The sequence below is a fragment of the Nocardia anocheti genome, assembly GCF_029675105.1.
Lineage (GTDB): Bacteria > Actinomycetota > Actinomycetes > Mycobacteriales > Mycobacteriaceae > Nocardia.
In genome coordinates, this window is record NZ_JAQQFV010000012.1 from 118,920 (window position 1) to 131,742 (window position 12,823).

General features: G+C 72.1%; 10 protein-coding genes. 8 read left to right on the top strand and 2 right to left on the bottom strand.

Going from position 1 to position 12,823, the window contains the following annotated elements; translation table 11 throughout:
- Positions 1 to 29: 29 nt before the first annotated feature.
- A complete protein-coding gene (locus QC180_RS27345) occupies positions 30 to 644 on the bottom strand; it encodes an HAD family hydrolase (protein ID WP_278265715.1) in 615 nt (204 codons plus the stop codon).
- 421 nt (positions 645 to 1,065) lie between these two features.
- On the bottom strand, positions 1,066 to 2,220 hold the full coding sequence (locus QC180_RS27350) for an LLM class flavin-dependent oxidoreductase (RefSeq protein ID WP_278265716.1): 1,155 nt from the start codon (positions 2,218 to 2,220) through the stop codon (positions 1,066 to 1,068).
- A 181-nt stretch (positions 2,221 to 2,401) separates the two neighbouring features.
- Between QC180_RS27350 and QC180_RS27355 the strand changes: the two genes are divergently transcribed.
- From QC180_RS27355 to QC180_RS27390, 8 genes are all read left to right on the top strand, one after another.
- Positions 2,402 to 3,901: a flavin-containing monooxygenase gene (locus QC180_RS27355; RefSeq protein ID WP_278265717.1), complete on the top strand. Its 1,500-nt coding sequence runs from the start codon at positions 2,402 to 2,404 to the stop codon at positions 3,899 to 3,901.
- A gap of 152 nt (positions 3,902 to 4,053) precedes the next feature.
- On the top strand, positions 4,054 to 5,298 hold the full coding sequence (locus tag QC180_RS27360; protein ID WP_278265718.1) for a hypothetical protein: 1,245 nt from the start codon (positions 4,054 to 4,056) through the stop codon (positions 5,296 to 5,298).
- Positions 5,295 to 6,269: a glutamate ABC transporter substrate-binding protein gene (locus tag QC180_RS27365; RefSeq protein WP_278265719.1), complete on the top strand. Its 975-nt coding sequence runs from the start codon at positions 5,295 to 5,297 to the stop codon at positions 6,267 to 6,269. Before QC180_RS27360 ends, QC180_RS27365 begins: the two co-directional genes overlap by 4 nt.
- Positions 6,266 to 7,438, top strand: a complete 1,173-nt coding sequence (locus tag QC180_RS27370) for a hypothetical protein (protein ID WP_278265720.1) — start codon at positions 6,266 to 6,268, stop codon at positions 7,436 to 7,438. The genes QC180_RS27365 and QC180_RS27370 overlap by 4 nt, the downstream gene beginning before the upstream one ends.
- Positions 7,435 to 9,855: a serine/threonine-protein kinase gene (locus QC180_RS27375; protein WP_278265721.1), complete on the top strand. Its 2,421-nt coding sequence runs from the start codon at positions 7,435 to 7,437 to the stop codon at positions 9,853 to 9,855. Before QC180_RS27370 ends, QC180_RS27375 begins: the two co-directional genes overlap by 4 nt.
- Before the next feature lie 80 nt (positions 9,856 to 9,935).
- A complete protein-coding gene (locus QC180_RS27380; protein ID WP_278265722.1) occupies positions 9,936 to 10,868 on the top strand; it encodes a PP2C family protein-serine/threonine phosphatase in 933 nt (310 codons plus the stop codon).
- Positions 10,865 to 12,157: a vWA domain-containing protein gene (locus tag QC180_RS27385; protein ID WP_278265723.1), complete on the top strand. Its 1,293-nt coding sequence runs from the start codon at positions 10,865 to 10,867 to the stop codon at positions 12,155 to 12,157. Before QC180_RS27380 ends, QC180_RS27385 begins: the two co-directional genes overlap by 4 nt.
- Before the next feature lies 1 nt (position 12,158).
- Entirely contained in the window at positions 12,159 to 12,809 is a 651-nt protein-coding gene (locus QC180_RS27390) for an FHA domain-containing protein (RefSeq protein ID WP_278265724.1), read from the top strand.
- The last annotated feature ends 14 nt before the right edge of the window (positions 12,810 to 12,823 follow it).

Here is a 12,823-nt window from a genome sequence, read left to right on the forward strand (position 1 = left end):
GGCTCGGAAAGCTGTTGTGTGCGGCCGGTTCAGCCGATGCTCGCCGCGTGCCCGGACAGCCACTCGGGGAAGCCGGTGAGGTCGTCGAGGACGACATCGGCGCCCGCAGTGCGCAATCCGTCGGCGTCGTAGGGGCCGGTCGTCACGCCCACGGCCAGCACCCCGGCGGCCTTGGCGCCCCGCATGTCGCCCGCGTGGTCACCGACGAAGACGTGGGCGGACTGCGCGGTGAGTACGTCGGCCTTACCGGTGGACCACAGGTCACCGGCGAGATGGTCGACCGCCCAGCCCAGATGCTCGACGTGCAGGCGCGCGTGCGGCTCGAACTTGCCGGTGACCACCAGCGTTCGGCCGCCACCCGCGCGCACGGCGTCGAGCGCCTCGGCCGCGCCGGGCAGGGCGGGGATGCGGTCGATCACGGCGGGGTAGAGCTCACGGTAGCGGGTGACCAGGTGCGGGATCAGGTCGTCGGGGGCTCCGGCGTCGCCGAGCAGGGTCGCCAGCGGCGGACCGAGGTGCTCGGCGAAGTGCGCGCCGACCATCGGCAGGTCGAACTCGCGGGCCAGGGTGTCGATCGCCACGGCCACCCCGGGACGCGAGTCGATGAGCGTCATGTCCAGATCGAAGCCGACGGTGAGAGTCACCCGGTGAGCCTAGCGACGGCGGCCGACGCGGCGCACGGTGGAGCGGACGCGTGGGACGCGCCTGGCGCCGGACCCCGGCGCACGCGCCTCCGGCCGGACCGACCACGCGCCGGAATCCGGTGCGGGACACCCGCATGATGTCAGGGCGGGAGTACGATTCCCGCGCGTCACTGATTCACGTGGAACCCCCGCTGCACCCGCTGCCGAAAACCGATGGGGGAGAGGCGAAGCGCGTGGCATCGCCTGCCGACTTCGCATCGTGCCAGGTCAGGGCGATTTCCGTGGGTGCCGAAAACCGTTGCGCGCAAGAATGGTCCGCTTGTTTGCGCGCAGTGCACCTCCGCACCGTCTGCCGATTCACCCGGCGCACACCGGAACAGGACGCCATCTCCGCGAGATCGACGCCCTGTTCCGGTCACGATCAGCTACTGGCGGCCGCCGTGAACGGTGCCACCGACGGCACCGCGACCGGCCGCGACGGATGCCGCCACACCCCCTTGCGCTCCAGGATCGGCAGCACGCCCTCGCCGAACCAGTACGCCTCCTCCAGGTGCGGATAGCCCGACAGCACGAACTGGTCGATGCCGATGGCGGCGTACTCGAGCAGCCGCTCGGCCACCTCGGCGTGCGAGCCGACCAGCGCCGTGCCCGCGCCGCCGCGCACCAGGCCGACCCCGGCCCACAGGTTCGGGGAGATCTCGAGGCTGTCGGTGCGGCCGTTGTGCAGGCGCGCCATCCGGCGCTGGCCCTCCGAATCGCTCTTGGCGAGGTTGGCCTGCACCCGCTCGATCTCGCCGGGCGCGATCCCGGACAGCAACTTGTCGGCCTCGGCCCACGCCTCGGCGGCGGTATCGCGGCTGATCACGTGGATGCGCAGCCCGAAATCGATGGTGCGGCTCTCCAGCGCCGCCAGCCCGCGGATCCAGTCCAGCTTCTTCGCCACCGCGTCGACCGGCTCACCCCAGGTCAGATACGTATCGGCGTACTTCGCGGCGATCGGCCCCGCCGGGCCCGACGACCCACCGAAGAACACCGGCGGAATCGGGTCCGGACGCGCGCCCAGCACGGCGTCCTTCACCTGCAGGTACTCGCCGCTGAAGCTGAACGGCTCGGTGGACTCCCACAGCGAGCGCACGATGTGCAGGAACTCGCCGGTCCGCGCGTACCGCTGGGTCTTGTCCAGGAAGTCGCCGTAGGCCTCCTGTTCGCGCTGTTCACCGCCGGTGACCACATTGAGCAGCAGTCGCCCGGCGGAGTGGCGCTGGAAGGTCGCGGCCATCTGGGCGGCCAGGGTGGGGCTGGTCAGGCCGGGGCGTAAGGCGACCAGGAACTTCAGCGTCTCGCTGGTCTGGACCAGCATCGCGGTGGTCAGCCAGGCGTCCTCACACCAGGCGCCGGTGGGGGTGAGCACGCCCTCGAAGCCGTTGTCCTCGGCGGCACCGGTGAGCTGATTGAGATAGCGCAGCGTCGCGGGCCGGTCACCGGACATGAAACTGCCGTGTCCGCCCGCCATCAGCCCGCGCGAGTCGCCGTAGGTGGGCAGGAACCAGTGGAACGACAGTCGCTGTTGGGTCATGCCGTCGATGCTGACCGCCCGAATCGGTCCCGTCACCGATTGTGCTCACCCTGCGCGGAAATACCGGTCAGCGCCCGAACAGGCCACGGAACTAGACGTAACTATGCGAAACACGTAACCTCGAAGCAGGCTCGGGCGACGGTGCCCGGGCGGCGACGACCCTATGAAACGAGTTTCCTCAATGACGCGGCATGTCGACGTACTGATCATCGGCGCTGGCCTGTCCGGAATCGGCACGGCTTGTCACCTCACCCGCGAGCAGACCGGACGCAGCTACGCGATCCTGGAGCGCCGCGCGAACATCGGTGGTACCTGGGACCTGTTCAAGTACCCCGGCATCCGCTCCGACTCGGACATGCTGACCTTCGGCTTCGGTTTCCGTCCGTGGATCGGCACCAAGGTGCTCGCCGACGGCGCCAGCATCCGCCAGTACGTGGAGGACACTGCCGAGGAATACGGCGTCACCGACCACATCAGCTTCGGTCGCAAGGTCGTCACCGCCGACTTCGACCGCGCCGCGGCCCAGTGGACCGTCACCGCCGTCATCGAGGAGACCGGCGAGACCGAGACCTGGACCGCCAATGTGCTCGTCGGCGCCAGCGGCTACTACAACTACGACGAGGGCTACCAGCCCACCTTCCCCGGTCAGGACGACTTCCAGGGCCAGATCGTGCACCCGCAGCACTGGCCCGAGGACCTGGACTACACCGGCAAGAAGGTCGTGGTCATCGGCTCCGGCGCCACCGCCATCACGCTGATCCCGTCGATGGCCGACAAGGCCGCCCACGTCACCATGCTGCAGCGCTCGCCCACCTGGATCCAGGCGCTGCCCTCGGACGACCCGGTCGCCATCGGTCTGAAGAAGTCGCGCGTGCCCGACCACATCGCCTACAAGATCGGTCGCGCCCGCAACATCGCGCTGCAGCGCGCCAGCTTCCAGCTCTCGCGCACCAACCCCGAGCTGGCCAAGAAGCTCATGCTGGCCCAGGTGCGCCTGCAGGTCGGCAAGAACGTGGACCTGCGCCACTTCACCCCCAGCTACAACCCGTGGGACCAGCGCCTGTGCGTGGTGCCCAACGGTGACCTGTTCAAGGTGCTCAAGAGCGGCAAGGCCGACATCGTCACCGACCACATCGAGACCTTCACCGAGAAGGGCATCCGGACCAAGTCCGGTCAGGAGCTCGAGGCCGACATCATCGTCACCGCGACCGGCCTGAACGTGCAGATGCTCGGCGGCATCACCATGAGCATCGACGAGCAGCCGGTGAAGTTCAACGAGACGGTCGCCTACAAGAGCGTGCTGTACTCCGACATCCCGAACTTCCTGATGATCATCGGCTACACCAACGCCTCCTGGACGCTCAAGGCCGACCTCGCCGCCGCGTACCTGTGCCGGGTGCTCAACATCATGCGCGACCGCGGCTACACCACCTTCGAGGTGCACGCCAACCCCGAGGACATCGCCGACGAGTCGCTCATGGGTGGCGCGCTGACCTCCGGCTACATCCAGCGCGGCAACGCCGCGATGCCGCGCCAGGGCGCGCGGGGCGCGTGGAAGCTGGTCAACAACTACTACCGGGACCGCACGCTGATGCACAAGGCCCCCGTCGACGACGGTGTCCTGCGGTTCAGCAAGGTCGGCACCGCCGTCGAACCCGGCGAGAAGGTCGCTCGCGCCTGACCCGGACCACCCCCGACGGGGCCCGGCACACCACCGTGTGCCGGGCCCCGTCGTCGGTGTCGGGGTGGGTTGCGTTCCCGTGGGCGAACTTTCAGCGTCTCCCGTAGTATCGCGGGCGAGGGACACCGCCCGGGGAGATGAAGGAGGACGGTGTGGGAGTCTGGGAGTGGATACGGCGCTTCGCCGCGACGACACCGGGTGTCATCGGCGGGGTGCTCGTGGTCACCACGATCACCTGTCTGCTCGCCGGATCGACCGTCGGCGGCCAGCTCGACGCCAAGATCGAGCGCACCGAGCAGGTGCTGGACCGCACCGAACCGCTGGCCTTCGCCGCGCAGAGCCTCTATGTCTCCCTCTCGGCCGCCGACGCGGGCGCGGCCACCGCGTTCCTGTCCGGCGGCATCGAATCCCCGCAGGTCCGCGACACCTACGAGCAGGCACTGGCCGACGCCGCCGCCGCGCTGGCCGAGGCGACCGCCGGGGCCACCGACGCCCGCAGCCGGGCCATCGTCGCCCGCATCGCCGCCGACCTGCCCACCTACACCGGTCTGGTGGAGACCGCCCGCGCCAACAACCGCCAGGGCTTCCCGGTCGGCTCGGCCTATCTGCGTCAGGCCTCCGATCTCATGCAGACCTCCCTGTTGCCGCAGGCCGAACAGCTCAACGAGGCCCGCTTCGCCGCGGTCCGCGCCGACCAGGACCGCGTCGGCGCGCTGCCCTTGACCGGCGTGCTGCTGTTGCTGCTGGTCCTGGTGGCCTGCGCGGTGGGCTCGATGCTGTTGCTGCGCCGCACCAATCGCCTCGTCAACGCCGGAATCGCGCTGGCCGCGGCGGCCACCCTGCTGGCCCTGCTGTGGACCGCGGGCGCGACCGTCGCGGCCGCGCAGGTGCTCGACACCGGTGACGACGGCGCGGGCGCGCGGCTGGAACACCTGGCCGGTGCGCGCATCCTCGCCCAGCAGGCCCGCACCGACGAGACCCTCGCCCTCATCACCCGCGGCGACATCACCGCACCGGAGAAGTCGTTCCAGACCCACACCGCCGAGCTGTCCCAGCGCCTCACCGACGCGGGCGCGGGCGACTCGGCCGCGGTGCGCGCCCTGACGAATTGGACCGCGGGCCACAACGCCCAGCGCACCGCCTACGAGAAGGCCGACTACGCGGGCGCGGTCGCCCAGGCGATCGGCACCGCCCCCGACAGCTCGGCCACCAGCTTCGCCCACCTCGACGAGGAACTGCGCGGCGCGCTCGCCCGGGCCCGCGCCGATCTGCGTGATGGTGTCGACGACGCGGGAACCCTGTTGACGCTGAGCCCCTTCGGCACCCTGGCCCTGCTGCTGGCGGCGGCGGGCGCGGTGATCACCGGCCTGTGGCCCCGGATCAAGGAGTTCCTGTGAGGATCCGACGTCCCCTGCTGGCGGCGGGTCTCGCCGTCGTCGCCGTGTTCGCCACGGGCTGCGGTGACGCGCCCGCCCCGTCCACCATCGCCGCCACCGCGGTCGCGCCCCCGCTGCCCGGCGCCGAGGAGATCACCAGCGCGCCGGTGGAACAGGGCGGCGGAATCTGCGACGCCGAAGGCACTCTCGCGCCGGGCGCGCAACCCCGCCCCGGCGCGATGCCCGCGGGCTCGACCATGGCCGCCATCGTGGCCAACGGGCGGTTGCGGGTCGGCGTCGACCAGAACACCTACATGTTCGGCTTCCGCAATCCGTCCACCGGGCGGCTCGAGGGCTTCGACATCGACCTGGCCAGGGAGATCGCGCGCGACCTGTTCGGCGACCCCGACAAGATCGAATTCCGTTCCGTGACCGCCGCCGAGCGCATCCCGCTGCTGCAGGAGCAGAAGCTCGACATGATCGTGCGCACCTTCTCGGCCACCTGCGAGCGTCGCCGCGAGGTCGGCTTCTCCAGCGCCTATTACGTGGCCGCGCAGCGGATCGTGGCCCCGCGCGGCTCCGGCATCGGCTCGGCGGCGGCGCTGGCGAACAAGCGGGTGTGCGTGGCCAAGGGCACCACCGCGGCCGCCCCGCTGTTCGCGCTGGCGAAGCCGCCGTCGGTGCTCGGGGTGACCAACTGGACCGACTGCCTGGTCGCGTTGCAGCAGGGCACCGTCGACGCGATCAGCGGCGACGAGCCGATCGTGGCCGGACTGGTGGCCCAGGACCACAATCTGGCCATCGTGGGGGAGTCGATCGGTACCGGCGCCTACGCGGTCGGCGTGCCCAAGGGCGACGACGATCTGGTGCGCTTCGTCAACGGGGTGCTCGACCGCGCCCGCGCCGACGGCACCTGGCAGCGCATCTACCAGCAGCATCTGGCCTCCCTCGGCCCGTCGCCCGGGCCACCGGCGCCGCGGTACGTCGGATGACCTCGCCGATTCTCGGCACCGCCGAGATCGATCGTGAACTGTCCGCCCGCGCCGCCGAACTGGCGACGGTGACCAGCACCCTGCTGGAACTGGACCGTCATCCCGGGCTGGTGCTGGTGCGCCGCTACCCGCCCGTCGGGGAGACCGCGCGCCGCTGGGCGCCGGTGGAACAGGCGCTGGGCGCGCTGTGGGAGGACCTGGGCCGGGTGCGGGCCATCCTCACCGAAGCCGAGACCGTCCGCGCGGGCCGGGCCCGCCTCGACGACCGTGCCAGGGCCCGGCTGACGATGCTGCTGCGCGGGCGCCCCCACGAGATCGACCGTGTCCCGATCCCGCTGGGCCAGCGCGGTCTCACCGGCCCGAGCGAAACCGTGGTCACCGTCGGGATCGCGGACTGTCTGGACCGCATGCGCGCCGCCTTCGCCTTCGTCGTCCCGTTCGCCGAGGAGGTCGAATCGGTCGACCGGCGGGTGCTCGGCGCGGTGGCCCCACTGCAACAGCGGGTCGAGCAGGCCCACAGTGCCCTCGATGCCGCCGCCGAACCGCTCGCGGCACTGCTGCGCCGCGCGGGCACCGACCCGCTCGGCTTCGCGCCGGGCGAGATCGATGCCGCCTTGGCCGCGCTCACCGCCCTCGTCGACACCGAAACCGCCCGCCACGCCGACCATCTCGCCGTCGCGGCCGACCTCCCCGCCGCGGTCGCCGCCCTGCGCGCCGAACTGTCCGCCCTCGACGCGCTGCAGCACCGCGCCTCCGAGGCCGCGCGGCAGGCCGAGCACAAGATCGCCACCGCCGAACTCCCGGCTGGCGGCGAACCGGTGACCCGCCTGTCCGCCGAACTCGACACCCTCGGCACCGCGCCCACCCGCCCGACCGTCGAACACCTGCTCGCGCTGCGCGCCCGCGTCCACGACGCGCGCGAAACCGCCACGCGGCGAGCCGAATTGGCTGACGGACTGCTCGACCGACGCGCCGAACTGCGCGGTAGGCTCACCGCCTATCGCGCCAAGGCGGACCGGCTGGGTCTGAGCGAGGATCGCGATGTGCTCGCCGCCGACCGGATCGCGGCCGGGCTGCTCGGACGGCGTCCGTGCGATCTCGCCGCGGTCACCCGCGCGGTCGCCGACTATCGTTCGATCATCGGGGAGAAAGCGGGGCGGAGAGCATGACATGTACTGAACCCGGGTGTGACGGCACCGTCGAGGACGGGTACTGCGCCGTCTGCGGCACCGCGCCCGTCGTGAGCGCGGCACCGGCCGCCGCGACTCCCGTCCGCTCGCGCACCACCGCCCAGCCCCGTGCCGGTGCCCCCGCGCCGCCGCCTCGCGCGCCCGGCACCTGCGCCGAACCCGACTGCGGCGGAACGATCGCCGACGGCTACTGCGAGGTCTGCGGCACCGCCCCGACCGCGACCGGCACCGCCCCGACCGGTGCTGTCTACAGTCCCTCCGCACCCACCATCAGCGAACGCGGCCGCACCTCCAGCCGCTCGGTCCGCACCCGCAGCGGCTCGGCCCGCTCGGCCGCCCGCGGCAGGCTCGGCGCCGGACTCGTCGAGGTCCCGCCGGTGCCGCGCGTCGACCCCGCCTCGGCCGTGCTCACCGATCCCCAAGTGCCCGAATCGGATCGCTACTGCGGCAAGTGCGACAAGCCGGTCGGGCGCGGCCACGACGGCGTCGCCGGGCGCACCGCCGGGTTCTGCCCGCACTGCGGCACCCGCTACTCGTTCGTGCCCCGGCTGCGGGCGGGCGATCTGGTCGGCGGCCAGTACGAGGTGGCCGGTGCCCTCGCCCACGGCGGGCTCGGCTGGATCTACCTGGCCACCGATCACCGGGTCAACCGGCGCTGGGTGGTGCTCAAGGGCCTCATCGACACCGGTGATCCGGATGCGCTGGCCGCGGCGCTGGCCGAACGACGGTTCCTCGCCGAGGTCGACCACCCCAATATCGTCAAGATCCACAACTTCACCGAGCACATCGACACCGCGGGCGACCCGGTGGGCTACATCGTCATGGCCTACGTCGGCGGCACCTCGCTCAAGCAGATCCTGCGTGCCCACCGCGCGGCCACCCAGCGGTATCTCCCGCCCGCCCAGGCCATCGCCTACGTGCTCGAGATGCTGCCCGCGCTGGGCTATCTGCACGCGCGCGGCTGGGCCTACTGCGATTTCAAGCCCGACAACGTCATGCAGACCGAGGAACGTCTCGAGCTCATCGACCTCGGTGCCGTCATCGCCATGGACGACACCACCAGCCCCATCTACGGCACTCTCGGCTACCAGGCCCCCGAGATCGCCGAGACCGGTCCCACCGTGGCGACCGAGGTCTACACCGCGGGCCGCACGCTGGCCGTGCTCATGCTGCGGGTGCCCTCCGTCGACGGCCGCCTCGGCCCGCTACCGACCCCCGAGGCCGAACCGCTGCTGGCCGACCACGATTCGCTGTACCGGTTCCTGCTGCGCGCCACCGACCCCGACCCGCTGCACCGTTTCGCCTCCATGAGCGAGATGGCCGACCAGCTCACCGGTGTGCTGCGCGAGGTCCTCGCCACCGGCGACGGTGTCCCGCGCCCGGGGGTGTCCGGCTCGTTCGGCCCGGCCCGCGCGGTCTTCGGCATCGACAGCGCCACCCCCGATCCCGCCGCCCTGGTCACCGGACTGCCCGCGCCGCTGGTCGACCCGGCCGACAGCGGCGCCGCGCTGCTGGCCACCACCGACGCCGCCACCCCCGCCGAACTCGAACAGGCGCTCACAGCCGGTCCGCGCGCGGCGGTCACCGGCGCGGACGAGTCGACCGAGATCCCGCTGCGCCTGGTCCGCGCCGAACTCGAGGCAGGCGACGCGACCGCCGCCCTGGCCCGCCTCGACGCGCTGGGCCCCGACCTGGAATTCGACTGGCGCCCGGTCTGGTACCGGGCCGAGGCCGCCCTGCTGACCGGCGATCACGCCGCCGCCGTGGCGGATTTCGAGTCCGTGTACGCGGCCCTGCCCGGCGAGGCGGCCCCCAAACTGGCGCTGGCCGCCGCCCTCGAACTCGACGCGCGCGCGGGCGAGCCCGACACGATCGACGAAGCGGGCCTGCGCCGCGCGCTGTCGCTCTACGATCTGGTCTGGCGCACCGACCACACCTACCTCGCGGCGGCGTTCGGCGCGGCCCGACTGCGCCGCGCACTGGGCGACCGCCCCGGCGCGGTGACGGTGCTCGACCAGGTGGAGCGATCCTCCGCGATGTTCACCGAGGCGCGGGTGGCGGCCGTGGAAACGCTGCTGGCCGACCGCGATCCGGGGGAGTTGGACGAGGCGCTGCTGCGCGAGGCCGGGCAGCGGGTCACCGACCTGCGGCTGGACTCGCGCAAACGCGCCGCGCGGGTGCGGATGTATGTGCTGGAAGCGGCGCTGACCTGGCTCCGGTCGGGGCAGCGGCCACAGGCACCAGGCAAGCTGTTGGACGTGGAATTCACCGAGCAGGGAGTGCGGACGGGGTTGGAACGATGCTTGCGGACACTGGCGCGCGACGCCGAGGACATGTGGACCCGGTTCGTCCTGGTGGACCGGGCGAACGCGGTGCGCCCGAGGACCACGCTGTGAACGCGCCGGGATGTCCGGACTGTGGGGGGTCGGCCAGGGCGGGACACCGCTTCTGTGAGGGCTGCGGCCGGGAACTCGGGGTGCGCAAAGTCGCCATCCCCGTGCACGATCCGGTCGCGGTACCGCAGTGCTCGACCTGCGGGGAACGGCGCTACGAGAGCGGGCTGTGCGTGCAGTGCGGCAGCCCCACACCGATGCCCGACCGATTCGAGGACGACCTGGGCGCGGTCTACCTCCTCACCGATCGCGGGATCAGCCACTCCCGCAACGAGGACGCCGTCGCGGCCGCCGTGCGCGAGGGCGACGGCATCCGGGTGATCGTGGTCAGCGACGGTGTCTCCACCTCGCAGGACCCGCAGGCCGCCTCCGGCACCGCGGCCCGCACCGGGGTCGACGCCGCCCTCGCGGCGCTGGCCGACGGCCGCTCCGACGCCGACAGCGTGATGGCCGGGCTGGCCACGGCGACCGCGGCGGTGCGCGGGATGTCGCGCACCGCCGAGTACGCGCCTTCGTGCACCTACGTCTCGGCGATCGTGCGCGACACCGCGACGGGCACCGAGATCACCGTCGCCAATGTCGGTGACAGCCGGGCCTTCTGGCTGGCCGCGGGCGACCCGACCGCCTCGCGCCGACTCAGCGTCGACGACTCGTGGGCCCAGGCCCTCGTCGACGCGGGCGCCATGGACGAGGAGGCGGCCATGCACGATCCGCGCGCGCACACCCTGCTGCGCTGGCTCGGCGCCGACGGCAGCGAGACGCCCTGGTCGGGCAACTGCCTGCAACACATGACCGTCACCGAACCGGGCACCCTGCTGCTGTGTAGCGACGGCCTGTGGAACTACCTGCCCGACGCGGTCGCGCTGGCCGGGTTCACCGTCGAGACCTCGCCGCAGGCCGCGGCCCGCGCGCTGGCCGACTTCGCCATCAACAGCGGCGGCAGTGACAACATCACCGTCGCGCTGGCCCCGGTGCCGGTGGCGGTCGTCGCGTCCCCGGATCCAGGAGTGTCATGAGTTCGGCAGAGTCCGCGGGTATCTCGATCGCCGTCGATCAGAACGAGTTCCTCGCCGAGGGCGCGAGCGTGGTCGACGCGGTGCTGACCGTGACCACCGGTCCCGAACTGGCCGCCGTCGCCACCCCGCCACCGCGGCTGGAGATCCTGATCATCGACTGCTCGGGGTCGATGGGCAACAAGCAGAAGTTCGAGCACGCCCGCGCGGCCACCCGCACCGCGATCGACGAGATCCCGGACGGGACGGCGTTCGCGATCATCGAGGGCACCGAGGTCGCCCGGCTGATCTATCCGGCCGACGGCCGTCTGTCCGCGCCCGCCGACCGCGCCCATCGCGGCGCGGCCCGCACGGCGCTGGCCACCCTGCGCCCCGACGGCGGCACCGCCATGGGCTCCTGGCTGGCGCTGGCCCGCGAGGTCGCGGCCGCCCATCCCGGCGCCCAGGCGCACGCGATCCTGCTCACCGACGGCAAGAACGAGCACGAGACGCCCCAGCAGCTGGCCACCGAACTCGACCGCGCCGAAGGGCTTTTCGTCTGCGACTGCCGCGGTGTCGGCGCCGACTGGGCCGCGGCCGATCTGCACACCATCTCCTCGAAACTGTCCGGCGACGCCGACATGGTCGCCGACCCGAAGGATCTGGCCAGCGATTTCGCCGCCATGATGCGCTCCTCGACGGCCCGCGTGATCCCCGAACTCACCCTGCGGGTGTGGACTCCGGCGGGCGCGCGGGTGCGGATGATCAAGCAGGTCGCCCCGGTGCTCGAGGACCTCACCGCCCGGCGCGCCGACATCGGCGCGCAGGTGGGGGAGTACCCGCTGTCGTCGTGGGCGGCCGAGGAACGCGAATACCACGTGCGGATCGAACTGGAACCGGCCGCGCCGGGCCGGGAGAAGCTGGCCGCGCGGCTGAGCGTGCTGGCCGGTGACGAGGTGCTCGGTCAGGGCCTGGTGCGCGCGGTGTGGACCACCGACACCACGCTCTCGACCCGGATCAGCACCAGGGTCGCGCACTACACCGGTCAGGTCGAGCTGGCCCAAGCGGTCCAGGAGGGCTTGGCCGCGCGTCGCAGCGGTGACCTGTCCACCGCCACCGCCAAACTGCGCAGGGCCGTCGAGCTGGCCGCGGCCTCCGGGCACGAGGCCACCGCCAAACTGCTGCGCGGGGTCGTGGAGGTCGACGACCGCGACGGCACGGTGAAACTACGCGGACAGGTCGCCGCCGCCGACGAACTCGCGCTCGACATCCGCTCGACGAAGACGGCACGGGTCCGCCCGGAGGGAGGCTGACATGCCGGTGTGCGCGGACGGGCACCAGTCGCGGGCCATCGACTACTGCGATGTCTGCGGCTCGGCGCTCACCGGTGGCCCGACCCCCGATCCCGCCGCCGCGCTGCGGCTGTGCCCCTCGTGCGCCACGCCCACCAGCGGCCGGTTCTGCGAGGTGTGCGGGCACGACTCGGCCCTGCCCGCCGACCCCGCCGCGGGCCGACTCGGTGACGCCACCGGGCCCGTCGACCGCCCGCCCGCCGGGCGCCGCTGGTTCGCCCGCGTCTTCGCCGACCGCGAGTTCTACACGCGCGTGCAGGCCCGTAAGGGCCCCGACGCCGAACGCGTCGCCTTCCCCGAGTCGTATCCGGAACGCCGGATCGAGTTGCGCGGCGGGCAGATCCTGATCGGCAAGCGCTCGACCTCGCAGGGCATCGTCCCGGAGATCGACCTCGGGATCGCCCCGGCCGACCTCGGGGTCTCGCGCGCGCATGCGATGATCCGGGTGGACGAGACCGGCGCGCTCACCGTCACCGACCTGGGCTCGACCAACGGCACCAGCCTCGACGGCGCCGAGACACCCATCGTCGCGCAGGTGGCGATCGCGGTCGGGGACGGCAGCCGGATCCACGTCGGCGGCTGGACGACCATCGCGATCACCGCCGAACCATAGACGTATCTGTTCAC

What these genes read in the sequence shown, in the direction of transcription:
- QC180_RS27375 (WP_278265721.1), top strand. Translation starts at nt 7,435, where the DNA reads ATGACATGTACTGAACCCGGGTGTGACGGCACCGTCGAGGACGGGTAC.
- QC180_RS27390 (WP_278265724.1), top strand. Translation starts at nt 12,159, where the DNA reads ATGCCGGTGTGCGCGGACGGGCACCAGTCGCGGGCCATCGACTACTGC.
- QC180_RS27355 (WP_278265717.1), top strand. Translation starts at nt 2,402, where the DNA reads ATGACGCGGCATGTCGACGTACTGATCATCGGCGCTGGCCTGTCCGGA.
- QC180_RS27370 (WP_278265720.1), top strand. Translation starts at nt 6,266, where the DNA reads ATGACCTCGCCGATTCTCGGCACCGCCGAGATCGATCGTGAACTGTCC.
- QC180_RS27350 (WP_278265716.1), bottom strand. Translation starts at nt 2,220, where the DNA reads ATGACCCAACAGCGACTGTCGTTCCACTGGTTCCTGCCCACCTACGGC.
- QC180_RS27385 (WP_278265723.1), top strand. Translation starts at nt 10,865, where the DNA reads ATGAGTTCGGCAGAGTCCGCGGGTATCTCGATCGCCGTCGATCAGAAC.